Here is a 23,631-nt window from a genome sequence, read left to right on the forward strand (position 1 = left end):
TCGTCGGCGCCTGGCCTCCCTGCCTGTTTCAGCTTGCGATGCCCTTAGCAGGAGCGGGTTAATGGGCGGTTTTCGGAAGTAAGACCGGTCAGATCCCGCCGGGCGTAAAATCATGCCCTGCCGTCGCAAGGGCATCGCAGAGCGTGTGGACGCAACTTGCCAGCTCGTCCGCATCGGTCGAGCGGACGACGAAATTGGCTCCCACTTTGCCATCGCGAAAAAACGGATAGCTGCCGATCTGGCAGTGTTCGTGCGCCTGCTCGGCATCGCGCAGGATTTCGGCCACTTCGCTTTCTGCGGTCCAGCATCCGATGGTCTCGCTCTTGAGCGGCATGCCGCCTTCGAGCGTGCCAGTCAGCGCATCCAGCATGCCCGCCGTGATATGCGGCACGCCCGCCATCAAGTGGACATTGCCGATCTTGATGCCCGGCGCGCCGGACATGCGGTTGGGGATCAGTTCCGCGCCTTGCGGAACGCGCGCCATGCGCAGGCGGGCCTCGGTGATCCCGCCCTTATCGGCGTAGTACTTTTCGAGGATCGCCCGCGCCGTGGGATGCACCACCACGCCCACACCGAGCGCTTCGGCCACCGCATCGACAGTGATGTCGTCATGGGTCGGTCCGATCCCGCCGGTGGTGAAGAGATAGTCGTTCTCTTCGCGCAGCGCGTTTACCGCACCGACGATCTTTTCCTGAATATCGGGTACGACACGCACTTCGGCCAGACGAATGCCTTGCACCTGCAGCCAACTTGCCACCTGCGCGATGTTCTTGTCATGCGTGCGGCCGGACAGAATCTCGTCGCCGATGACGACAAGGCCGGCGGTCCAGATTCGGTCCGAAGAAGCGACAGTCATGCGGCCTGCCTAAGCGATTGGTGCTGAGGTGGCTACTCTGCCGCTTCGAGAATTTCGCCTGGCTCCCGTGCATTGGCCCCGGCACGCTTGAAGGCGAGCAGGTCATCGTCGACGGGCTCTTCCACCATGCGCTTGCGGTCGAGAACATAGTCCTGGTTGAGCCTCCATGGATAAGCGACAGCATTCTTCGGCATGATCGCCTTGCCACGCTGGATATAACCGCTGGAGAAATCGAAGATGTCGTCCTCTTCCAGGGCAGCTTCGCCGGCTTCGGTCAGCACCGGCTCTGCGATCTGCGTGTCCGTCGCTTTCATGCGGTTCAACACGCGGCAGATATAGTCGGAGTTGATATCCGCCCGCAGGGTCCAGCTGGCGTTGAGATAACCGAACACCACCGCGAGGTTGGGCAGGTTCGAGAACATGCAGCCCTTGTAGTAATAGCGCTGTGCGAAATCGATCTGCTCGCCATCGACCGAGACGTCGATCTTGCCGGCGACAGCAAGCTTCAGCCCGGTCGCGGTGATGATAATGTCGGCCTCCAGCCTTTCGCCGCTCTCCAGCTCGACGCCGCCTTCGACGAAGCGCGCGATGCGCCCGGTCTTCACGCTTGCCGTGCCCGAATTCATCGCTTCGAACAGGTCGTCGTCCGGCACCAGGCACAGGCGCTGGTCCCAAGGGTCGTAGGGCGGGGTGAACGCTTCCTTGTCGTAATCCTTGCCGAGCGCCTTTTCGATGCGCTTGTAGAGCATCTTCCTGACCTTCTCGGGCTTGGTCCGCGCGCGCTTGAAGCCGATGTCCTGCAGCTTGATGTTCTTCCAGCGGGTGATCCTGTAGGCGGTCTCTTCGGGCAGGATCTTGCGCAGGAAATTGGCGAGGCCGTCCTTGGCAGGTCGCGAGAACATCCATGTCGGCGTGCGTTGGAGCATCGTCACATGCGCAGCCTTGTCGGCCATCGAAGGCACGATGGTGACGGCGGTCGCGCCGGAGCCGATAACGATCACCTTCTTACCGGCATAATCCAAGTCTTCCGGCCAGAACTGCGGGTGGATTACCTGCCCTTTGAAGTCACCGAATTCGAAGCCAGGATCGTAGGGTTCGTCGTAATCGTAATAGCCCGAGCCGAGGTAGAGGAAATTGGCGGTAAGCCGCTTCTTCTCGCCGTCCTTGGTCTGGATAGTGACGGTCCATTGGGCGGTCGAGCGGTCGAAATCGGCGGCGACCACGCGGTGGCCGTAGCGGATATGTTCGCGGATCCCGCGCTCGTCGACGATACGGTTGAGGTAGTCGAGAATTGCGGGCGCATCGGCGATGCTCTTCTCGTGCTTCCATGGCTCGAACACGAAGCCGAGCGTGTGCATATCGCTGTCGGATCGGATGCCCGGATAGCGGAACAGGTCCCAGGTCCCGCCGAGATTGTCGCGCATTTCGACGATGCCGTAACTATGATCGGGGCAGTGCATTTCCATATGCGCGGCCATGCCGATGCCTGAAATGCCGGCGCCGACGATCAGCACGTCGAAGTCGGTATTTGCGATAGTCATATTTCGGTCCTCTCCTGCAACCGATCCCAATAAGCATATTTGGAACGGATTGGCGAGTCTTGCGCTGTCCCTCCAACTCGGCTGCTGACGCGGCTCCAATGTCTCGTTAGAGCCGCCCGCATGTCTGCTTTCCGATCGCTACCGTTTCTCGCACTGGTCCTCACCGCACCCGCCTTCGCGCAGGAGGCCGACGAAGAGAGCGACGACGTTATTATCGTGACCGGGGAAGGTTTGCCCGAAACGCCTGCCGAACCTGCCTATTCGGTGCGCGAGATCGCGCGCGATCAGATTGTCACGACACCGTCGGGCCGGATCGAGGATGCCTTGGGCGCGGTGGCAGGTTTCCAGCAGTTCCGCCGCTCGGACAGTCGTTCGTCCAATCCGTCGGCACAGGGCGTGACCCTACGGGCTCTTGGCGGCAACGCCACCAGCCGCGCGCTGGTGACGCTCGACGGCGTGCCGATGCAGGACCCTTTCTTTGGTTATGTCCCGTTCGCCGCGCTGGTGCCGGAGCAGATCGGCAGCATCCGTGTCACCCGCGGCGGCGGTTCTGGCCCGTTCGGGGCAGGGGCACTGGCCGGCACGATTGCGCTGTCGAGCGCTGATATCGGCGCGCTCGGCCCCGTCACGGCATCGGCGCTGGTCAACGATCGCGGCGGGACGGAAGTATTCGGCGGCGCGGCCGTCCGGCTGGGTGAAGGTTTCGTAACCGCCAGTGGCCGCTGGGATCGCTCGCAGGGTTTCTTCACGACCCCCGTGGACCAGCGTGTACCGGCGACGGCGCGGGCGGCCTTCGACAACGTTTCCGGGCAAATCCGCGCGGTTGCGCCGCTCACCGAGACTCTGGAACTGCAGGCCCGCGTGCTGGCATTCGACGACCGCCGGACCTTGCGCTTCGATGGGGCGGACAGTTCGGCGAGCGGACAGGATGCGAGCATCCGGATCGTGGGGCGGGGCGACTGGGAAGTGGATGCGCTGGCTTATGTCCAGGCGCGCAATTTCACCAATGTCGTGATCAGTTCCACCCGCTTCGTGAAAGTGCTCGACCAGAGCAACACGCCGACGACGGGCATTGGCGGCAAGCTGGAAGTGCGGCCACCTGTAGGCGAAAACCACGTCCTGCGTATCGGTGTGGACTATCGCCGCGCCGAGGGTGAGTTGCAGGAGCAGCCCTTCAGCGCCTTCACCGGCGAACTGCGTGCCCGCAGGCGCACCGGCGGTGCGACCAGCGATTTGGGCTTCTTCATCGAGAACGACTGGACGCTGGGTAATTTGGTGCTGACCGGCGGATTACGCGCCGACCGGACGGCGATAACCGATGGCTTCTTTCGCGAAGTCAGCGCAGCGGGCCTTACCACCGTCGACAATGTCTTCGCCGACCAGAAGGACTGGACCGTCACCTGGCGCGGCGGCGCGCTTTTCCGGGCGGGCGAGAGCCTGTCGCTGCGCGCCGCCGCCTATAGCGGCCTGCGCCTACCGACGCTCAACGAACTTTACCGGCCCTTCGTGGTGTTCCCTGTGGTGACAGAAGCCAATGCGGCACTCGACGTCGAGCGGCTGGAGGGCTTCGAAGCGGGTCTGGACTGGGCACCGGTCGACGGAGTAGCCTTCTCGCTGACGGCGTTCGACAACCGCGTCGAAAATGCCGTCGCCAACGTCACACTCACGCCGACTCTTCGCCAGCGCCAGAATCTCCCCGCAATCGATGCGCAGGGTCTGGAGCTTGGTGCGCGCGTTTCTCGCGGTGCATTCAGCTTCGACGGGACGCTCGCCTATACCGATGCCGAGGTCGACGGCACGGGGGCATCGATGGCGCTCGACGGCAACCGGCCGCCGCAGACCCCGCGCTGGGCCGCTGCTGCCACCGTGAGTTGGAAGCCGCTTGAGAACGGCATAATCTCGCTGACCCTTCGCCATGTCGGCGCGCAGTTCGAAAGCGACCAGGAAACCGATGTCCTGCCCGCCGCGACCACGCTCGGCGCCTTCGTGCAGGTGCCACTCACCGGCGGCTTTTCATTGATCTTGCGGGGCGAGAACCTGACAGACGAGACCATCGTTACCCGCAACTCCGATGGTGCGATCGATCTCGGCGTTCCGCGCACGGTGTGGGGCGGGGTGCGGTACGGCTTCTAGCCCGTCACGATAGGTTCTTTGCTGCCCCTCCATTGTCTGGCAGATATGCCGCATGGATGCACCAACAGCGCTCGCCCCGATCCCGCAGCCGCCGGGCAAGCCGATCGTCGGAAACGCCTTCACCGTCGATTCTTCCCGCCTGATCCAGTCCCTGATGGAACTGGCCGAGGAATACGGCCCGATCTTTCAGCTCGAAGTGATGGGAACGCCGCTGGTGTTCGTCTCCGGCGCGGACATGGTGGCGGAGATTTGCGACGAGAGCCGCTTCGACAAGACCGTGCGCGGCCCCCTCAAGCGGCTGCGGCTGATTGCGGGCGACGGGCTGTTCACCGGCGACACCGACGATCCCAACTGGGCCAAGGCGCATCATATCCTGCTGCCCTCCTTCAGCCAGAAGGCGATGGGCAGCTACCTGCCGATGATGACCGATATCGCCAGCCAGCTGATGCTGAAGTGGGAGCGGCTGAATTCGGACGATGTCATCGACGTGCCGATGGACATGGTCCGGCTGACGCTCGACACGATCGGCGTGTGCGGCTTCGGCTATCGCTTCAATTCCTTCTATCGCGAGGACTTCCACCCTTTTATCGAGGCTTTGAACCGAACGCTCGACACCACGCAGAAGATGCGCGGGCTTCCGGGCGAGAAGCTGCTCAAGCGTCAGCAGATCGAACAGCTCAACGAAGACGCGGCCTACATGAACAATCTGGTCGACGAGATCATCCGCGAGCGGCGGCAGACAGGCGAAAGCGGGCAAGGCGACCTGCTCGATTTCATGCTCTCGGGCCGCGACCCGGTGACGGGCGAGCGGCTGTCGGACGAAAACATTCGTTACCAAATCAACACTTTCCTGATCGCTGGGCACGAGACGACATCGGGCCTGCTGTCCTTCACGCTCTATTACCTGCTCAAGAACCGCGACGTGCTGCAGCGTGCTTATGCCGAGGTCGACGAAGTGCTGGGGCGCAATATCGACCAGACGCCGACGCTCTCGCAGATCGGCCGCCTGCCTTACATCCGCGCGATCCTGTCCGAAGCGCTGCGGCTGTGGCCGACCGCTCCGGCGATGGGCCTCGCACCGTTCGAAGACGAAGTGTTGGGCGGGAAGTACGCCATTGCCAAGGGCACTTTCACGACTGTCCTGATTCCTTCGCTCCACCGCGACAAGTTGGTGTGGGGCGAGAATCCTGAAGCCTTCAATCCCGATAATTTCAGTCCCAAGGCCGAAGCAGCCCGTCCACCGCATGCGTACAAACCCTTCGGCAATGGCCAACGCGCCTGCATCGGGCGGCAATTCGCGATCCAGGAATCGATCCTCGTGCTCGGCATGCTGTTGCAGCGGTTCGAGCTGTTCGATCACGCCGACTATCAGCTCAGGATCAAGGAAACGCTGTCGATCAAGCCCGACGGCTTCACCATCAAGGCGCGGCTGCGCCATGATGTCGAGCGGGGCGGGGTGGCAACGGTCGAGCCGGAGTCCAAGACCCCTGACCAAGCCGCTGCCGTCCCTTCCCATGGGACACCGCTCCTGGTCCTTTACGGCTCCAATCTCGGGTCCAGCGAAGGCTTCGCCCGGGAACTGGCGCAACGCGGTGAGTTCAGCGGTTTCGATGTGACCATGGCGCCGCTCGACGCCCACGTGGCAAAGCTGCCGACCGATGGCGCGGTGGCCATAGCCTGCGCGTCCTACAACGGCATGCCGCCGGACAATGCCGCCAAGTTCGTCGACTGGCTGGAGCAGGCCGATGCTGCCGACGCACCACTGTCGAATGTGTCCTACCTCGTCCTCGGCTGCGGCAACAGCGACTGGGCAGCGACCTTCCAGGTCGTGCCACGCAAGATCGATGCTTTGATGGAGCAGCACGGCGCCGAGCGTCTCGTCCCCGCGGAAGAACTCGACGCTCGCGGTGATCTCGACACACAGTTTCACGATTGGCTCGACGGCCTGATCCCACAATTGGGCGATGCCTTCGATATCGATCTCGAAAGCGGGTTCGACGCGGTGTTCGAGCCGCTTTACACGGTCGAGATAACCGACAGCATAACAGGCAACACTGTCGCCGATCGCGTCGGCGCGCGCGAAGTCGAGGTCGTGGCCAATCGCGAGCTCAAGGACACCAGCAAGGACGAGGGCCGCTCGACCCGCCATCTCGAAGTCCGCCTGCCCGAGGGCATGGAGTACGAGCCGGGCGATCATCTGTGCGTCGTGCCGGTTAACGATCCTGCCGTTGTGGACCGGCTGCTCAAACGCTTCGGCCTTGATCGCGACACTTTTGTCCGCATCGAATCGCGCAGCGATATGCGCGGGCCATTTCCGAGCGGTAGCACCTTCTCCGTCCTCAACCTCGCGGAAACCGCAGGTGAACTCCAGGCGGTCGCCACGCGCAAGGACATCGCCACGCTGGCGCGCTATTCGGAATGCCCCAACTCGCGCGCCGCGTTGGAAGCGCTGGCTGCGCCGCCATCGGCTGACGGGACGGATCGCTACACCAGCGAAGTGCTCGAGAAGCGTAGATCGGTGCTCGACATGCTCGAAGAATTTCCCGCATGCGACGTTCCGCTCGCGGTCTTCCTCGAACTGATACCCTTTCTCAGCCCGCGCTATTATTCGATCTCGTCTGCGCCGGAGGCCAATCAGGGCCTTTGTTCGATCACAGTGGGGGTTGTCAAAGGTCCGGCGCTGGCAGGCACCGGCGAATTCAAGGGCACCTGCTCCGCCTATTTGGCAGACCTGCCACCGGGTGATCGGTTCCGCGCGGTCGTGCGCAAGCCAACGGCCCAATTCCGGTTGCCCGACAATCCGGAAACTCCGGTGATCATGATCGGTCCGGGGACCGGTGTGGCTCCGTTTCGCGCCTTTCTTCAGCGCCGTGACCATTTGCAAGAAGACGGTGCAGTGCTTGGCGAAGCCATGCTGTTCTTCGGCTGCCGCCACCCGGACATCGATTACCTCTACCGTGAAGAGCTGGATGACTACGACCAACGCGGCGTCGCGACGGTGCATGCTGCCTTTTCGCGCCACGATGGCTCGCGCACCTATGTGCAGGACCTGATCGCGCGGGAAGCAGACCGGGTGTGGGAGCTCATAGAACAGGACGCGCGCATTTACGTGTGCGGGGATGGCGCCCGGATGGAGCCCGATGTGCGAAAGGCGTTGATGGCTATCTACGCTGAAAAGAAGAGTAGCGATGAAGCGAGCGCCAAAGCCTGGATCGACGATCTCGTCGCACAGGACCGCTATCTGCTCGACGTATGGGTCGGCTAGTGACGGCGGGTTATCGGGAAAGTGGCGGAGACGGAGTCCGCCCAACCATGATTCAGCGATGATCGTGGGTGATCGCGTTAGCTATGGATTTCCTTGTGTTCTTACTTGGTAAAGTTCGCCCACGTGCATTGACGTTCAGCTCCAACCGTTCAAAAGTGTGGGCACGATTGTTGGCACTGGAGCGATCATCATGGGCAAACTGACGGCGGTAAAAGCTAAAGCGATCAAAGAGGCGGGGCGCTATAGCGATGGGAACGGGCTTCAACTCGTGGTCAAAGCCAGCGGTGCCAAATCCTGGATTCTACGAGTTCAGCACGATGGCAAGAGGCGCGATATCGGATTGGGGCCTCTGTCCGAAGTTGGACCCGCAGAGGCCCGTGAGAAGGCCGTGGAGGCACGGAAGGTAATTCGTGGGGGTGGTGACCCGTCGGGCTTGAAAAGCGGCTCAGGAAGAATCTCTGGCCGTCCTCCGACCTTTCGCGAGCTGGCGACCAGCTACCATGACGACCACAAGAGTAGCTGGAAAAACGCGAAACATCGCGAACAGTGGCTTTCCACTCTCGACACCTACGCCTTTCCAATCTTCGGCGACCAGCCGGTCGATCGTGTGGACAGTCGAGACGTTCTCGATTGCCTCAAGCCGATCTGGAACGCGAAACCGGAGACGGCTCGCCGTGTCCTACAACGTGTTCTTAGAGTTCTGAATTACGCTCATGGGATGGGGCATCGGGAGCACGAAGCGCCAACGCAGTCCATACGGGCGGCTTTGGGCAAGCAGCGTTCTCAAGTGAGGCACCATGCGTCGTTGCCCTACGCCGAAATGCCGGAGCTGATGGCAAAGCTAGAGGCCGCATCGGGCGTTGGCGCAATGGCGCTTCGCTTCGCGATCCTGACTGCCGCGCGATCTGGCGAGGTTCGTGGCGCTCAGTGGAACGAGATGGATTTGGCAAAGAAAACTTGGACGGTTCCGGCAGAGCGGATGAAGGCTCGCCGCGCACACGCTGTCCCGCTATCGCCAGCCGCGCTCGCCATCTTGGAGGATGCGAAGGGGCTAAGGAAGAAGCCCGAGGGCTTCGTGTTCCCTAGCAGTCGCGGCATCGCGCTCAGCGACATGACGTTGCTGAAGGCCATCCGCGCTGCGAGCGATCAGAACACCACAGTGCATGGCTGTCGCACCAGCTTTCGTGTGTGGGCTGCGGAGAAGACCAGCTGTCCAGCCGCCGCTGCCGAGGCAGCGCTTGCGCATACGATACACAACAAGGCTGAAGCGGCTTATCATCGAACCGATTATCTCGACATACGGCGGCAGCTCATGGCCGATTGGGGGGCGTTCCTTGCTGGCGGGTGATCAGTTCGCTCCCTATGGCATTCAATTTTTGCCTCGTTACTAGGTAACAGTTATTTTGTGTTGTAAATTCAACAGGTTATATGACCTTTATATATTCATTCATTTGGATCAATAAGATATAAGAAGTAGGTAATTATATATAAGAAAATGAAATATAAGGGAAAAATATCTCTTACTTAGTAACGAGCCGGAAATTAAACGGCACTGGGGGCGAGGTCGGTTTTTTGTGAAGCCGTTCCAACAGTTTCAGCCGTTACCAAGTAAGCCGATAAGTTCTCCTTCACCCTACAGTCGATGTGGTTATCTCCGTGGTTGAAGGAGACATTCGATGGATGAAACCCCACAACAGCACGGCGCGAGGATTGCTTTCAGCGTTGCGGAAACCGCCGAAGCTACCGGCCTTGGTCGAACGACCATCTACTCGCTAATTCGCGACGGGAAACTTCGCTCCGTGAAAGCCGGCAACCGACGGCTGATTCGAGCCTGCGATGTCTACGGCCTTGTCCAGGTCTAAGCCCCGGTGCCAAGCGTGCTCCGTCTCCATGAGTGGCAGTTCTCCGCGTTGCGATTGAACGGCCTTTGTGCAAAAGTTCTCCTGCTCGACGGTCAATCCCGTCGGGCGGAGCGTCGTAACTCCGTGTCGCAAGGCCGGTCGAGATTTCTCGGCCGGGTGGCCGACGCGTATGTCCAAGGCAGTGCCTGCCCAAAGGCGGCGGCGCTCCGACTTGCGCGGAGTTACGAACGCCCGGCTTAGGTCCGGGCCGCTCCTGAATTCTTGTAGGGGCGACAATGTCGAAAGCCAAAAGAGAGACCTCCGATCGGCGCAAAGCCAGCCGCACTGGTGATTCTCGCACGGCAGAGAAGCCAGCGAAGATGCAAGGGTGCTTTGCGGCCGGAATCATCGCGGCATCGCTGTTCGGATGCTCGGGCGAGACGAGCCAGGCTGACAATGTTGCAGCGAGTGCCACTGAAACCGCTGCGCCCGATTGGAAAACCCTCCCTGATGGCAGTCGCGGCTATTTCGTTCAGCGAAAAAACGGATCCGAGACAACAGAGAGGTGTTGGCAAGTCGATGGGCATTGGGATTGTCTTGGCGCTTTCACGCTTGGTCGCTCAGACCCATCCAACGGGTCTGCCGAAATGGCGATCGAGGCGGACATCGCCGGTCCGAGCTTCTTTGCATCGCGCGCCTTCAAGAAACGACTGAATGATCCGTTTCCGCATGGGGATGAAGATAGTCCAGCGGGGGGATACCGTTGCTACACGGCAGGCAGTGGGTTCCTTAACGAAACGATCTTTGCGGGATCGAAAGATGGAGGGGCGACGCTGATGTCTAATGATTCGGCGCCCGGACAGCCTTTTGGCGGAAACCCTTGGTCGGCAGAGTTCGTGAACAAGTTTATGCAAGAAAATGGTGTGACTGCAGATCGGCCCTACTGGAATTGCTTTCACATTGAGCGATTGATCGCATCTGGAAGTCTAGCGACGTTGGTTACAACAGCGCTCACCTATGAAGGATTGATCGGACCAGAATCCGCAATGGAATAAGACGATTAGGATAGTTTCAGAGAGGAGACCGACCCGGCTGCAACCCTACGAGAATCACAGAGTGAGTAAACCGGTGCTAGCCTTTACCTACTGGTCTTGCTCGCCCGTCTCCCCAGGATCAGAGATTAGCGCTAGTCTGTAAATCGCCAACGCTGCTCCCACGACGAGCGTGATTGAGTATACAAGGAGAGTGTAGCCAACAAACGAGCCAACCAGCTTCAAGACTACAAAGCCCCATCCGATAGCTGGCAACGAGGCCTTTGTTGCTGCTGCGAGATCAGCGAATGCGCTTCCGTCAAAGCCGAACGCCCATACCAACGCGATAACCTGCACGAAGATGAAGTGAAAAAAGGTTGCGTTTACCTGCTCTAATGCGCTGACATCATCGTCACTTTTCACAGCCCTCATCGCTCCTTTGACGCGAGCGGTTATCAGGCTGAACAGGATGGCATATGTGCCTAAGCTAAAGCCGAGAAGGCTAGGGACCAAAGCGTAGATCGTGTCGACCCAGTCAGGGTTCAACCACTGTCGATAGCTTGCCGCTGCAATGAGCACGGAGACGAGAAACAGCGGTGATCCGAACACGCCGGACCAGCCGCCGTATGCATGGAAATAGCGGCGGATATGTCGCGAGAAAGGTCGGAACTGGCCGGTGAGCTTCACCCTCCTAACCCGATCCATCGAGGTATTAACCGACGGAAAGCGTTTTGCTCACTCATCTCATCGGGGTCGAATTTGTCGTGAAGCTCAGCGGGCATTTGCTCGGTTGATTTCGTAACGGCACCTTTCTCGTCACGTCCCCTCACCTCAACCTCTCCGTTCTCGAGCGCGACCTCGCTAACGGCTCGCATTTCATCGGTCGGATTCACAGACTGACCGGGATCAGCTTGGTAGGAAAGAGAAATCCGCTGGCTGTTGGTTTGCGCGAGATGAGCCTCAATCTGATTCTCGAAGTCGTCTGCGAAGATGTCAGGGTTTGGCTTGTAGATTGTGATCTTCACTTCTTTGATCACGGGAAGCGCGAACAGAGCTTCAAGACCGGCTCGGCTCTGGACGATTGTGACATGAACCTTCCCGTATTCAGCTTGGATTCTTGGAGCGGCGGCAAGGCTTTCAAACAGGGTCTGCGCCTGTCTCGCTGATAAGCTCTTTCCCTCCGAATAGCTTTGGACATAGAGTCGATGCTTCTCGGTATCGAACTCGAAATAGAAGCTCGCCGCATTCGGGTGAAGGTTTTCAGGTATCTGGACCTTGGCGACTTGAGCCTCGGTCGCATCTTGCATTTCAGATGCGTCGAACCAGCGACCATCGAACTCGACCTTCACGAAGGTTGTAATGATGCCTGAGACAAAACCTCGATCATTCGCTTCTTTGTGAACGAGCGACAGCATTCCAAATCGGTCGCCGTGCAGCTTGACGGCAATTTTTTGCTTGAAAAGATCGGAAACGAGTTGAGCATAACGTTCCGGAGAATGCGGGTGGGTTCGCACATTCAAGACCGAACTAGATACTTTGATCTTCCGCGCCACTCATCATCCCCTATCAGCGTCGAGGCGACACTTCATAGATCAACTGTCGCGCTTGGGAAGAATCTTGTCAGGCAGTAGTGTCAGCTGGCTTTCGCAAAAGCGCGAAAATTATCTCGGCAAAGCGGCGGCACCATTGGACCTTAGTGAGAAATCTGCGGCTGCAAAAAGGTGTTACCCTTACAGCCCCTAGTTCGATTGAGGGCACCAGTGTGGGCACTCGATCTGATGCAAGGCAAAAAGCCCTTGGATATCAGATCCTTATCGCAAAAAAGTGGCGGAGACGGAGGGATTCGAACCCTCGATACCCCGATAGAGGTATGGCTCCTTAGCAGGGAGCTGGTTTCAGCCACTCACCCACGTCTCCGCATGTCGCTGTAGAGCCGAGCCCGGCGACAGGGGCCGCGCTATAACGGTGGGGCTGCCTGCTCGCAAGCGAAGACTGCATTGCGCGCCGGGCCTCTGGAATATCTGCGGTTCCACTCGCTTCATCGCGTTTTCGATTCGCTTCGTCGTTCCCGCGTTGCTGCGCGGCCCGTGGGCGATTCTTTTGGGCAGTGAGGGGCATTGGGCTCCGATCGAGGACGGATCATGACCGGAATTTCGCGCTCCCTTCGCTCCGCATTCGCCGGGCTCGCTGCTTGCGCCGCGCTCGCCGCGTCGCCGCTGTCGGCGCAGGGCGTCGAGACGATCGATCCGGACAGTGCCGCGATCGACGGCGATCTTGCCGAACAGCCCGGCGACCAGCCTGTCTATGGAGAACCGAACACACCGGATGCCGAGCCGACCCTCGACATCACGCCGGAGCCGGCCGCCGGCGCTCCTGTCGCGCCGAGCTGGTCCGATCCGGGCGAAGTCGAGAGCTGGTCCTCCGAAACCGTCGGTGCCCGGCAACAAGTGCCGCCCGAAGCGGCCGCAACCCAGGCCAGCACCACCTATGGCGAAGACGATCTGATCGGTGCCGCCAACAGCGTCTTCGGCGACGGTGCGGAAGGCGTGGCCAAGATGATCCAGAAACTGCTCGCCGATCAGGGGGAGCCCAACGCCTATATCGTCGGGCGCGAAGCGGGCGGGGCGTTTATCGTCGGCGCGCGCTATGGCTCGGGCAAGCTCTTCCACAAGGTCGAAGGCGAGCGCCCGGTCTACTGGACCGGCCCGTCGATCGGCTTCGATGCTGGGGCCAATGCCGGCAACACTTTCGTGCTGGTGTATAATTTGTACGACAGCGAAGAGCTCTACGAGCGCTATCCGGCCGGCGAAGGTCAGGCTTATGTGCTGGGCGGCCTGCACGCGAGTTATATGCGCAAGGGCGACGTCGTGCTGATCCCGATCCGGGTCGGTGCCGGCCTGAGGCTCGGCGTAAATGCAGGCTACATGAAGTTTTCCAAGAAGCAGCGCTGGCTGCCCTTCTAGTCGCACGGTCGCTCCAAGGGTCGCAAAAAGGCCCGGCGGTCATACGAATTCCGGTTGCGGGCGCCGCGCAGCGCAGGCAATAGCTGCGGCCATGCTCGAAGCCCTCGAACCGCAAGCCCCCGACGCGCTGCTGGCGCTGATCAAGCTCTTCGCCTCCGACGACCGCGACGAAAAGATCGACCTCGGCGTCGGCGTCTATCGCACGGATGATGGCGCGACGCCGGTTTTCAAGGCCATCAAGCAGGCCGAACAGAAGCTGGTCGATATCCAGGAATCGAAGGGCTATCTCGGTCCGGAAGGCGATATCGGCTTCGTCCACGCCCTGATGCCGCGCATCTTCGGCAAGAACGCCACGATGAACGGTCATATCGAAGGCATGCAGACACCCGGCGGCACCGGCGCTTGCCGACTGGCCTTCGCCCTGGCGCAGAAGGCGGGCGTCGGGCGCGTTTTGATGGGCGTGCCAAGCTGGCCCAATCATGCCCAGATCCTCGCCGATGTCGGCCTCGAGGTGATGACCTTCGAACATGCCAAGCCCGATGGGACCGCCAATCTCGATGCTCTGCTCGGCGCGTTGCGCACGGCGGGTGAGGGCGATGCGGTGCTGCTCCATGGCTGCTGCCACAATCCTACTGGCGTGGACTATAGCGCCGAGGACTGGGCCGCCATAGCCGAAGCGCTGGCGGACAGCCCGGTTCTGCCCGTCATCGATACTGCCTACCATGGCCTGGGACAGGGGCTGGACGAGGACGTCGCCGGGCTACGCACGGTACTGGCCGCGGTGCCGGAGGCGCTGGTGGCCTATAGCTGCGACAAGAATTTCGGGCTGTATCGTGACCGTGTCGGGGCATTCTACGTCAAGGCCAAGAGCAGCGAGCAGATGGATGCCATCCTGTCCAACGCCAATGCTCTCGCGCGGGCCAATTGGTCGATGCCGCCCGATCACGGCGGTGCGGCCGTACGGCTGGTTCTGCGCAGCGAGGACATGACCAAGGTCTGGCTCGACGAGCTCGAAAGCATGCGCAAGCGCCTGCGCTGGGTGCGCGACCGCCTGGCGCAGGCGGACAATGAAGTGCCCGGTCTCGATCTGGCACCTCTGGGTCGCCAGAACGGCATGTTCGCCATGCTGCCCCTCGACAAAGACCAGATCCAGAAATTGCGCGACGACCACGCGGTCTACATGGCAGGCTCGGGCCGCATCAATGTCGCAGGTCTGACCAAAGGCAATATGGACAAGTTCATCGGCGCACTGGCGGATGTCACCGGCTGACCTCGACCGCCAGCCTATCCTCGAGGGGGAGGCGCTGCGCCTTCGGCCATTGGGCTTGGAGGATTTCGACGCGCTCTTCGCGGTCGCTGCCGATCCCCTCATCTGGGAACAACATCCGGCGCACGACCGCTGGCAAGAACCTGTCTTTCGCGTATTCTTCGCCGACGCCTTGGCCCATGGCGGTGCCTTGGCGGTGATCGACAAGCGAAGTGGCGCCGTCATCGGTTCCTCGCGATACCAGGGGCTGGAGCCGGAAGTTGGCGGATCGATCGAGATTGGGTGGACTTTCCTCGCGCGCGAATACTGGGGCGGGAAAGCCAATCTCGAGCTTAAGCGCTTGATGGTGCGCCATGCCTTGGCCAGCGTCGCGGAGTGCCGCTTTGCCGTCGGGGAAGAAAACTGGCGCTCGCGAAAGGCGATGGAGAAGATCGGGGGACGACTGTCCGACCGCGTCGAGGACCGCAAAATGGCCGGGACCTCGGCCCGCCACGTCCACTACGTGATCGGGCGGAGCGAATTCGCTGGCGGGCCTCTGGGCGCCACGGCCCAATAAGCTTTAACGCGAAAATAACCGTGATCTCCTAAGGCCCCCTCAACACAGGGGAATCGGGATAATGTTCAGGCCACTTTTCAGGGATCAAAGCGGCAGTCCGGCGACCGAGTTTGCGCTTGTCGCTTCGATTATCTCAATAGCAGCCCTCGGCGCGTTCATGGCGCTCGGCGAGCAATCGAGCAATCAGATGACCAAGGTCGAAACGGCCTATGCCGAAGTGAACTGACGGACTTACCTTGCGTCAGGCCGCACGCAGGCTCTCCATGCGCCTCAGGTAGCGTGCAAGCACATCTATTTCGAGATTGACCTCGGACCCGGCCTCGATCCGGCCGAGCGTCGTGACTTCCCATGTATGCGGGATGATATTGAGCGAGAAGGTGCACGACCCGTCGTCGTGGTCTGTCACTTCGTTGACCGTAAGCGAGACACCGTCGACGGTTATCGAGCCCTTGGGCGCGATATAGGGCGCCAGATCCTTCGGCGCGCGGATCTTCACCGTGTGCGAGCCGCCCACCTCAACCGCGCTTTCGACAGTGCCGACCGCATCGACGTGACCGGTCACGATATGTCCGCCCAGTTCGTCGCCCAGCTTGAGCGCGGTTTCGAGATTGAGTGCGCCGCCGACCTGCCACATGTCGCTCGCGGTCTTCGAAACGCTTTCGCCCGAAACGTCGACGGCAAACCAGGCATCGCCTTCCCGGCCGCCGCGATCGACCACCGTCATGCACGCGCCCGAGCAGGCGATCGACGCGCCGATGGCGATGTCCGCCGGGTCGTAAGGGCAGCGCACGCGCACGCGCAGGTCGCTTAGTTGCTCTGCGCTTTCGATGGTGCCGATGGCGGTGACGATACCGGTAAACATGCGTGCTCCTTAGCTTCGTTGCCGCTCATAGGCTTCGTAGCAATCGCTGCCAAGCTGGCGGCGTTCGACCAGTTTCCAGCTTCCGTGGGCGGACGTGAGGTCGGCTAGTCCGATATTGCCGAAGGCCGGTTTGCCGCCCCCGATCACGATCGGGGCACGATAGATGTCGAGCCGGTCGACCAGGTTTTCGGCAAGAAAACTGGCAGCCGCGCCCGCGCCGCCTTCGACATAGAGATATTGCGCAGCCTCGAGCCGGTCGATCTGGGCCGGTTCGTTGATGATCCGCACGCCGTCGATGGGTACGCCACGGGTGAGGACGACGCGCTGCGGGCTGCGGTCTTCGAGCCCCGGCAAGCGCACGTCGAGACGCGGTTTGTCGGCACGCCAGGTACCGCCGCCGACCAGGATGGCATCGCTCATCGCACGGCGCGAGTGACAATGCGCGCGCGCTTCTTCGCCTGTGATCCACTGGCTTTCGCCGCTCGCGAGAGCGATGCAGCCATCGAGCGAGAGAGCGAGCTTGAGCGTGACATGCGGCCGCCCGAGACGTTCGCGGGTGAGAAAGCCTGCAAGGCTGGCCGCAGCTGCAGGGGACGGCAGCGTTTCGACCGTGATGCCGCTTCTGCGCAGGCGCGCGATCCCGGCACCATGTGTTCGCCGGTCTGGATCGACCTCCGCCAGCACGACCCTCTGCGGTCGCGCAGCAACCAGCAAGTCCGCACAGGAGGGGCCGCGATCGGATTCATGGGCGCAGGGCTCGAGCGTGACATAGATCGTCGCCCCTCGCGCGTCTTGGCCGGCCTGTTCGAGTGCCGCCGCCTCGGCATGTGGTCGGCCGCCAACGCGTGTCCAGCCGCGACCGATCACGCGATCCTGCTTGACGATGATGCAACCGACAGCGGGGTTGGGTGCACTCACGGGGCGGCCACGACTGGCAAGGCGTGCGGCGGCGGCGAGCCAGTCCTGATCCCCCCGCGGCCCGATCACTATTCGATCTCTTCCAGCCCCGCGGCATCGAGCCGCTCGCGCCTTTCGATTTCCGCCTCGGCCTCTTCGCGGATGCGCTCGGCTTCGGCTTCGGCCTCCATGGCGTCGACATCCAGACCCGACGCCCGACCAAGCTCGCGGTAGAGCGCACGGCGACGGGCCTCGATTTCCTCGAGCCGTTCGCGGCGTTCGTCCTTGCGCAACTGGTTCTCGATATTGGACTCTATGATCTCGTCGTCGGTGCGGTCAGGCGCGAAGCTGGTGATGTAGGTCACGTCCGGGCTGCGCGGCGGGACCATGGTTTCCTGGCTGGCGAACATGTAGAGCATGGCGCCGGGTATCGCGATCGAAGCCAACAGGATCGGGATGCGATAGGGCTGGGGTCGCCGGAATTCGGTCCAGAAATCCTTGACGCCGGGGGCGGGGTTGAAGCGTGATAGGCGGCCCATGCGCGCCTACATAGGGAGCGAGCGGCGCGCGCGCCAGTGGCCTTGCGGGCAGGGTCGCTCAGCCGAAAAAGGCGTAGAGAGTGCGACCGTGCTGCTTGAGCCACCCGTCGGCTAGCGCAAGATCGCCTTCGTACAGCTCGCTCAGCAGGCTGTAGAATGCGGGCGAGTGGTCGAAGTGGACGCGATGCGCGGTCTCATGCGCGACGACCGAGCGCCGCACATTGTCGGGCGCCATGATCAGCCGCCAGTTGATGCGTACTGTTCCGCTGGAGGAACAGCTGCCCCATCGCCGCCTGGCGCTGCTGATCGAGTAATCGGGCGTGGGCAATTGCGCCACCTGCGAATAGTATTGGAGATCGGTTGCGAACGCTTCACGCGCCTGCGATTGAAGCCAACGCTTGAGCCGCGATTGGAGGGTTTCCTTCGGACCGCAGACATGAATTCTGTCACCGTCGACGACAGGTTTTCTTGGCCGACCACTGTCCCATTCGATCCTCAAATCGCGCCCATGAAATGGCAGGACTGCGCCCGGCTCTATCGCAGTCGCTGCTGGCCGCTTGGCCAGTTGCGCGGCGAGCCACTCGGCGCGGCTCTCGGCAAAGGCAATGGCTTCGTCTGTCCGCCCCCATCGCGGCAGAGTGACGCGCACGCTGGCACCGTCGTCGGCCAGCCTAAGTACCATGCGCTTGGCGGTCGGGTGGCGGCGAATGTCTAGCGGAAGGTTCGTGCCGCCGAGCGTAATGGAGAGATCGGCGGGATCGCGGCGCAGCCATTCGATCATGATTCCTGCCAATCGACGATATGGTGCTCGAGCGGTCCGGCCCGGTTCTCGCTGACGACGCGACCGGCAACCCCTGCGCCTTTGCGATGGACGGCCTCAGGATCGCCTGACAGCAGGTAATGCCATAGCGGCAAGCCCCGCCCGTCGGCCCTCCGTCGATAGGCGCAACTTTCCGGCAACCAGGCAACGTCCTCGACGATCTTGAGCGTCAGGCGCAAGCAGTCGGGCACGAAGGTCTTGCGATTGCGATAGTCGGTGCAGCGCGCCGTCTCGGTGTCGAGCAGCTTGCAAGCGACATTGGTGTCTTCGATCTCGCCGGAATCGGCATCCTCGATCTTGTGCAGGCAGCATCGCCCGCACCCGTCGCACAGAGCCTCCCACTCCGGCTCGCTCAGGTCGGCCAGGGGCAACTCCCAGAAGCGGTCCCTCAGCGCACCCACAGGGCGAGCTCGGTGGCGACTGCATCGGCACCCTGGTCGGTCGGCAGCGTCGCAATGGGCTCGCCATCGGGGCCGAAGAGGTAGGTGATGTTGGAATGGTCCATCAGGTACCCGCCACCCGGCTGGTCCTCGCCGCGGGCATAGAAGACCTTGAAGGCGCTGGCGGCCTGCTCGATCTGTTCCGGCGTGCCGGTCAAGCCGATCAGGCGCGGGTGAAAGGCGTCGGTGAATTCGGCGACGACTTCCTGCGTGTCGCGCTCGGGATCGATGCTGACGAATAGCGGCTGGATTTGCGCGCCAAGCGCAGGATTGTCCTGCTCGAACTGGCGCAAACCGGCCATCGCCCGCTGGACATCGGTAGGGCAGATGTCGGGGCAATAGGCGTAGCCGAAGTAGACGATCCTGTATTGCCCGTCGAAATCGGACCAGTTGACAGTGTCCCCGCTTTCGCTCGTTAGTTCGAAATCGCCGCCGATGGTCGATCCGGCGAGCGGAGCTTCCGGCGGCGGTGCTTGCTCGCCATTGCAAGCGGCCAGTGTCAGGGCCAGGGCGATTGCGGCACAGGATGGAAGGCGTAGCATGGCGGTTCTGTTCAGGGTCTGCTAACTGCGTGACGACAAGGGCGAGTCTGCCCATTCACATAGAGTTTTTGCGGAGACTGCAAAGGTGTCAGCACCTGTTTTTCGTCGATCAATATCGGCCTTCGGCCTTTCGCTTGCCGTTCTGGCCGCGCCACTGGCCGCGCAATCGGGCATGTTTTCCGATAGCTACAACTTTCTCGAGGCCGTGCGCGATCGTGACGGCAATCAGGTGACGCAGATAATCGAGACGCCCGGCAGCACGCTGATAAACACCCGCGATCTGGCCACCGGCGATACCGCACTGCACATTGTGGCTGAACGGCGCGACACGGTGTGGATCAGGTTCCTGACGCAGAAGGGCGCCAATCCCAACATCGCCAACAAGGCTGGCGTGACCCCGCTGATGATTTCCGCCAGCCTGGGCAATACCGAAGGCGTCGAGGCCCTGATCAAGGCCGGCGCGCGTCACGACGAAGGCAACAATCTGGGCGAGACGCCGCTGATCACTGCGACCCACCAGCGCAATATCGAAATGGTCAAGCTCCTGCTCTCCAAGGGCGCGGATCCCGATCGCAACGACAATTCCGGCCGTTCGGCGCGCGATTATGCCGAGGCGATCGGCAGCAAGCGGCTCACCATGGAATTCGAAGCCGCCGACGCGGCGCGAGACGGCAAGGAACAGACCGACTACGGCCCGCGTTTCTGAAACGATGATCGATAACGTCCAAGACATGACCCTCGCCGAGCTGAGGCTCGCGCTGGCGCCTGCCATCGCCGATTCCGCCATTTTCGATGGGTGGGGCGACGATGCTCTGGAGATGGCGGCCGAGATGGAAGGCGTCGATGTCGATGTCGCGCGGCTGGCGTTCAAGGGCGGGCAGATGGCGATGATCCGTGCCTGGATCGAAAATGTCGATGCGCGCATGACAAGCGAATGGCCGCAGGAAAAGCTCGCCGAGCTGAAAATCCGCGAACGCATTCGCTCGCTGGTGCGGTTCCGGCTGGATGCCGTTGCAGGACAGGAAGAGGCCGTGCGCAGCGCACTCGCCATCATGTCGATGCCGCAGAACGCCGGCGAAGGCATAAAGATCGGCTGGCGGACGGCGGATATCATGTGGCGGCTCGCAGGCGATACCGCGACCGATTACAACCACTACACCAAGCGCACGATCCTCGCCGGGATATACGGCGCGACGCTGACCTTCTTCATCAATGATGACAGCGAGGACAAGGTCGAGACCAAGGCGTTCCTCGATCGGCGGATTGACGGAGTGATGAAGTTCGAAAAGCTGAAGGCGAAATTCCTCAATTCGGACCGTGAAACCTTCAGCGTCACGCGTTTCCTGGGCCGATTGCGCTATCCGGCGCGCTGAGACGCAGCTTCTATTGAGAATGAGTTGCAATTAGCCGCGCGGTCTGGCAGCGGCGAGGCATGACCCTTGAAGGACTCGCGCCCGGCTGCTGTGCCACCATCACCTCAATCGATTGGGACAGCATCGCTGCAGATGACGGCAAGCGCTTGCGCGCGCTCGGCTTCGACGCCGGTGTCGAGGTGTCGGTCAAGCATCGCGGCGTCTTCGGTGGGCGCGATCCGCTCGCGGTGACGCTGGGGCGGATGACGATTGCGCTGCGCCGGGTCCATGCTGCCGCTGTCTCGGTCTCGGAAGGCTGAGGGGCGCGAGCGCATGAGCACGATCCGCACCGTCGCGCTGGTGGGCAACCCCAATGCCGGCAAAAGCGCGCTGTTCAACAAGCTGACCGGCGCGCGGCAAAAGATCGCCAACTATCCCGGCGTCACGGTAGAGCGTAAGGCCGGGCGCATGGTGCTGGCGAGCGGCGAGCCGGTCGAATTGCTCGACCTGCCGGGCAGCTACGCTTTCGATGCCGCCAGCCCCGACGAGGAAGTGACCCGCAAAGTGGTCTTCGGAGAGCAGGAAGGGCAGCGCCAACCCGACGTTCTCGTCGTGGTACTCGATGCCGCCAATCTCGAGCAGCATCTGGTTTTTGCGCAGGAAGTGATCGAGCTGGGCCGCCCGACGGTGGTGGCGCTCAACATGGTCGATCTCGCCGAGCGCGACGGGCTTACCCTCGATCCCGATGCGCTCGGAAAAGCGCTGGGCGTGCCGGTCGTGCCGACCGTCGCTGTGCGCAGTCGTGGGCTCGACGATCTGGTCGCGGCGGTATCCGACCTCCCGCTCGGCGATCCATCCCCGCGCCCGCATATCGACCTTACCGAGCGTCGGCTCGAAGCGAAGAATATCACCAAGGCGGCGATCCTGTCGAAAAGTTCGCGCGCGACGCTGGAAAGCAGTCTTGATAAGGTGCTGCTGAATCCGTGGATCGGACCGGTCATCCTGTTCGGATTGCTGTTCGTGGTGTTCCAAGCGGTGTTCGCCTGGGCCGATCCGTTTATCGGTCTCATCGAAGGCGCGACCGAGTGGCTGGCCGGGCTGGTCGTGGCGACCATGCCGGAAGGCTTTGTCCGCGACCTCATTACAGAAGGCTTGATCGCGGGTGTCGGCTCGGTCGTCGTCTTCCTGCCGCAGATCGTCATCCTGTTCGCCTTCATCCTGGTCATGGAAGCGACCGGCTATATGGCGCGCGCCGCATTCCTGATGGACCGGCTGATGGCAGGCGTGGGCCTGTCGGGCCGCAGTTTTATCCCGCTCCTTTCCAGCTTCGCCTGCGCCATTCCCGGCATCATGGCGACCCGCAGCATCGCCGATCCGAAGGACCGGCTCACCACGATCCTGATCGCGCCGTTGATGACATGCTCCGCGCGGCTACCGGTCTATGCCGTCATCATTGCCGCAGTGATGCCCGCGACCACGGTCGGCCCGGGCATTGGGTTGCAGGGCCTCGTTCTCTTCGCTCTCTATGTCGCAGGCATAGTCGGTGCACTGCTGGTGGCGCTGGTTCTGCGGCGGACGGTAACCGCAGGCGCTGCCTCCGGTTTCATCATGGAACTGCCGCGTTACCAATTGCCGCGGATCAGGGACTTGCTGATCGGCCTGTGGCAGCGCGCATGGGTTTTCCTTCGCCGCGCGGGTACGATCATCTTTGCAGCGACGGTGATCCTGTGGTTGCTGCTGACTTTCCCCAAGGCCGATCCGGGCGAAAACCAGCTCGATGCAAGCTTTGCAGGGCAGATCGCGAGTGTAATGCAGCCGGTGTTCGAACCGATCGGCTTCAACCGCGAAATGACCCTTTCCATCGTCCCTGCCATGGCGGCACGCGAAGTCGCTGTCGCATCGCTGGCGACAACCTATGCGGTCGAGGCCGAGGACGAGGAAGAGACGGAAAGTGCGTTGCGCGACCAGATCGCTGCGCGCTGGAGCTTGCCGACTGCGCTCGCTTTTCTCGCCTGGTTTGTCTTCGCTCCGCAATGCCTTTCCACCATCGCCGTCGCCCGGCGCGAAACGAATGGGTGGAAATGGCCGATAGTCATGTTGGGCTATCTGTTCGCGCTGGCCTATATCTTCGCGGGAATCACTTACTGGAGCGCGCTGGCGCTCGGACTCTAGCGAAGGAATTGTGAAATGGCGGGCTCGCTCAACAAGGTCATGCTGATCGGCAATCTGGGGCAGGACCCGGAAGTGCGCAGCTTCCAGAATGGCGGCAAAGTCTGCAACCTGCGCATCGCCACCAGCGAGACGTGGAAGGATCGCAATAGCGGCGAGCGGCAGGAGCGCACCGAATGGCACACGGTCGCGATCTTTTCAGAAGGTCTCGTCAACGTCGCGGAGCGCTATCTCAAGAAAGGCTCCAAGGTTTACATCGAAGGCCAGTTGCAGACTCGCAAGTGGCAGGACCAGAGCGGCAATGACCGCTATTCGACCGAAGTCGTGCTGCGCGGCTATAACGGCACGCTGACCATGCTCGACGGTGCCGGTGGCGGCCAAGGCGGTGGTGGCGGCGGAGGCTACGGTGGCGGTGGCCAGCGCTCGGGCGGGAACAATGGCGGCTGGGATCAGGGCGGTGGTGGCCAAAGTGGCGGCCAGAGCGGCGGTGGCTCCGGCGGCGGAGGCGGCTCGAACTACGACGATCTCGACGACGATATCCCGTTCTGAGTCGTCCG

Annotated in this window: 24 protein-coding genes and 1 tRNA gene; 14 read left to right on the plus strand and 11 right to left on the minus strand. The window is 61.7% G+C overall.

The features are described 5' to 3' along the window. Nucleotides 1–88 precede the first annotated feature (88 nt). Together EL2594_RS00080 and EL2594_RS00085 are read right to left on the minus strand one after the other, a co-directional pair. The gene (locus EL2594_RS00080) at nt 89–856 is read right to left on the minus strand and encodes a competence/damage-inducible protein A (RefSeq protein ID WP_011412987.1); all 768 of its coding nucleotides are present in this window, start codon (nt 854–856) and stop codon (nt 89–91) included. A gap of 32 nt (nt 857–888) precedes the next feature. After that, entirely contained in the window at nt 889–2,397 is a 1,509-nt protein-coding gene (locus EL2594_RS00085; RefSeq protein WP_011412988.1) for a flavin-containing monooxygenase, read from the minus strand. A 120-nt stretch (nt 2,398–2,517) separates the two neighbouring features. Here EL2594_RS00085 and EL2594_RS00090 point away from each other — a divergent pair, with 120 nt between their 5' ends. The 5 genes from EL2594_RS00090 (at nt 2,518) to EL2594_RS15240 (ending at nt 10,691) form a co-directional block, all read left to right on the plus strand. Next, on the plus strand, nt 2,518–4,530 hold the full coding sequence (locus EL2594_RS00090) for a TonB-dependent receptor plug domain-containing protein (protein ID WP_011412989.1): 2,013 nt from the start codon (nt 2,518–2,520) through the stop codon (nt 4,528–4,530). A 52-nt stretch (nt 4,531–4,582) separates the two neighbouring features. Continuing rightward, the gene (locus tag EL2594_RS00095; RefSeq protein WP_011412990.1) at nt 4,583–7,795 is read left to right on the plus strand and encodes a bifunctional cytochrome P450/NADPH--P450 reductase; all 3,213 of its coding nucleotides are present in this window, start codon (nt 4,583–4,585) and stop codon (nt 7,793–7,795) included. 190 nt (nt 7,796–7,985) lie between these two features. After that, a complete protein-coding gene (locus EL2594_RS00100; protein WP_041685426.1) occupies nt 7,986–9,143 on the plus strand; it encodes a tyrosine-type recombinase/integrase in 1,158 nt (385 codons plus the stop codon). A gap of 328 nt (nt 9,144–9,471) precedes the next feature. Continuing rightward, on the plus strand, nt 9,472–9,657 hold the full coding sequence (locus EL2594_RS14990; RefSeq protein WP_081432260.1) for an excisionase family DNA-binding protein: 186 nt from the start codon (nt 9,472–9,474) through the stop codon (nt 9,655–9,657). Between the two features lie 275 nt (nt 9,658–9,932). Beyond that, on the plus strand, nt 9,933–10,691 hold the full coding sequence (locus tag EL2594_RS15240) for a hypothetical protein (protein ID WP_155805891.1): 759 nt from the start codon (nt 9,933–9,935) through the stop codon (nt 10,689–10,691). Between the two features lie 87 nt (nt 10,692–10,778). Here EL2594_RS15240 and EL2594_RS00110 read toward each other — a convergent pair whose 3' ends face one another. The 3 genes from EL2594_RS00110 to EL2594_RS00120 form a co-directional block, all read right to left on the minus strand. Then, nucleotides 10,779–11,354 carry a hypothetical protein gene (locus tag EL2594_RS00110; RefSeq protein WP_155805893.1) on the minus strand — a complete coding sequence of 192 codons (576 nt, stop codon included), beginning with the start codon at nt 11,352–11,354 and terminating at the stop codon, nt 10,779–10,781. Next, the gene (locus EL2594_RS00115; RefSeq protein WP_041684922.1) at nt 11,351–12,220 is read right to left on the minus strand and encodes a DUF4747 family protein; all 870 of its coding nucleotides are present in this window, start codon (nt 12,218–12,220) and stop codon (nt 11,351–11,353) included. Before EL2594_RS00115 ends, EL2594_RS00110 begins: the two co-directional genes overlap by 4 nt. Nucleotides 12,221–12,492: 272 nt before the next feature. Beyond that, nucleotides 12,493–12,584 (minus strand) — tRNA-Ser (locus tag EL2594_RS00120). Between the two features lie 224 nt (nt 12,585–12,808). On the opposite strand from EL2594_RS00120, the gene EL2594_RS00125 reads away from it, so the two are divergent. The 4 genes from EL2594_RS00125 to EL2594_RS15245 all read left to right on the plus strand — a co-directional run bounded on the left by EL2594_RS00125 (nt 12,809) and on the right by EL2594_RS15245 (nt 15,679). Then, nucleotides 12,809–13,630 carry a DUF1134 domain-containing protein gene (locus tag EL2594_RS00125; RefSeq protein WP_011412995.1) on the plus strand — a complete coding sequence of 274 codons (822 nt, stop codon included), beginning with the start codon at nt 12,809–12,811 and terminating at the stop codon, nt 13,628–13,630. A 91-nt stretch (nt 13,631–13,721) separates the two neighbouring features. After that, nucleotides 13,722–14,900: an aromatic amino acid transaminase gene (locus tag EL2594_RS00130; protein WP_011412996.1), complete on the plus strand. Its 1,179-nt coding sequence runs from the start codon at nt 13,722–13,724 to the stop codon at nt 14,898–14,900. Next, entirely contained in the window at nt 14,887–15,453 is a 567-nt protein-coding gene (locus EL2594_RS00135) for a GNAT family N-acetyltransferase (protein ID WP_011412997.1), read from the plus strand. Before EL2594_RS00130 ends, EL2594_RS00135 begins: the two co-directional genes overlap by 14 nt. A 61-nt stretch (nt 15,454–15,514) precedes the next feature. Beyond that, nucleotides 15,515–15,679 (plus strand): Flp family type IVb pilin, encoded by a 165-nt coding sequence (locus EL2594_RS15245; protein ID WP_011412998.1) that lies wholly within the window; start codon nt 15,515–15,517, stop codon nt 15,677–15,679. 15 nt (nt 15,680–15,694) lie between these two features. Here EL2594_RS15245 and EL2594_RS00140 read toward each other — a convergent pair whose 3' ends face one another. Genes EL2594_RS00140 through EL2594_RS15560 form a run of 6 tightly spaced genes read right to left on the minus strand, consistent with a single transcriptional unit; the run spans nt 15,695 to nt 19,553 of the window. After that, nucleotides 15,695–16,315, minus strand: coding sequence for a riboflavin synthase (locus EL2594_RS00140; protein ID WP_011412999.1), 621 nt, complete (start codon nt 16,313–16,315; stop codon nt 15,695–15,697). 9 nt (nt 16,316–16,324) lie between these two features. Then, complete coding sequence (ribD, locus tag EL2594_RS00145; protein WP_011413000.1) at nt 16,325–17,302, minus strand: bifunctional diaminohydroxyphosphoribosylaminopyrimidine deaminase/5-amino-6-(5-phosphoribosylamino)uracil reductase RibD; 978 nt, start codon at nt 17,300–17,302, stop codon at nt 16,325–16,327. Further along, nucleotides 17,302–17,751 carry a hypothetical protein gene (locus tag EL2594_RS00150; protein WP_011413001.1) on the minus strand — a complete coding sequence of 150 codons (450 nt, stop codon included), beginning with the start codon at nt 17,749–17,751 and terminating at the stop codon, nt 17,302–17,304. Before EL2594_RS00150 ends, ribD begins: the two co-directional genes overlap by 1 nt. 58 nt (nt 17,752–17,809) lie before the next feature. Further along, nucleotides 17,810–18,532: a M48 family metallopeptidase gene (locus tag EL2594_RS00155; protein WP_011413002.1), complete on the minus strand. Its 723-nt coding sequence runs from the start codon at nt 18,530–18,532 to the stop codon at nt 17,810–17,812. Beyond that, nucleotides 18,529–18,972, minus strand: a complete 444-nt coding sequence (locus EL2594_RS15555; RefSeq protein ID WP_011413003.1) for a YcgN family cysteine cluster protein — start codon at nt 18,970–18,972, stop codon at nt 18,529–18,531. Before EL2594_RS15555 ends, EL2594_RS00155 begins: the two co-directional genes overlap by 4 nt. Beyond that, nucleotides 18,960–19,553, minus strand: a complete 594-nt coding sequence (locus tag EL2594_RS15560) for an SCO family protein (RefSeq protein ID WP_011413004.1) — start codon at nt 19,551–19,553, stop codon at nt 18,960–18,962. Before EL2594_RS15560 ends, EL2594_RS15555 begins: the two co-directional genes overlap by 13 nt. 85 nt (nt 19,554–19,638) lie before the next feature. Between EL2594_RS15560 and EL2594_RS00170 the strand changes: the two genes are divergently transcribed. The 5 genes from EL2594_RS00170 to ssb are packed head-to-tail and all read left to right on the plus strand — an operon-like array spanning nt 19,639 to nt 23,623. Then, entirely contained in the window at nt 19,639–20,259 is a 621-nt protein-coding gene (locus tag EL2594_RS00170; protein ID WP_049762405.1) for an ankyrin repeat domain-containing protein, read from the plus strand. A gap of 4 nt (nt 20,260–20,263) precedes the next feature. Next, on the plus strand, nt 20,264–20,926 hold the full coding sequence (locus EL2594_RS00175) for a COQ9 family protein (protein WP_011413006.1): 663 nt from the start codon (nt 20,264–20,266) through the stop codon (nt 20,924–20,926). 59 nt (nt 20,927–20,985) lie between these two features. Continuing rightward, nucleotides 20,986–21,225, plus strand: a complete 240-nt coding sequence (locus EL2594_RS00180) for a FeoA family protein (RefSeq protein ID WP_011413007.1) — start codon at nt 20,986–20,988, stop codon at nt 21,223–21,225. Nucleotides 21,226–21,238: 13 nt separating this feature from the next. Further along, nucleotides 21,239–23,077 (plus strand): ferrous iron transporter B, encoded by a 1,839-nt coding sequence (gene feoB, locus EL2594_RS00185; protein WP_011413008.1) that lies wholly within the window; start codon nt 21,239–21,241, stop codon nt 23,075–23,077. A 15-nt stretch (nt 23,078–23,092) separates the two neighbouring features. After that, entirely contained in the window at nt 23,093–23,623 is a 531-nt protein-coding gene (ssb, locus tag EL2594_RS00190; RefSeq protein ID WP_011413009.1) for a single-stranded DNA-binding protein, read from the plus strand. The last annotated feature ends 8 nt before the right edge of the window (nt 23,624–23,631 follow it).

This window comes from Erythrobacter litoralis HTCC2594 (assembly GCF_000013005.1).
GTDB classification, from domain to species: domain Bacteria; phylum Pseudomonadota; class Alphaproteobacteria; order Sphingomonadales; family Sphingomonadaceae; genus Parerythrobacter; species Parerythrobacter litoralis_A.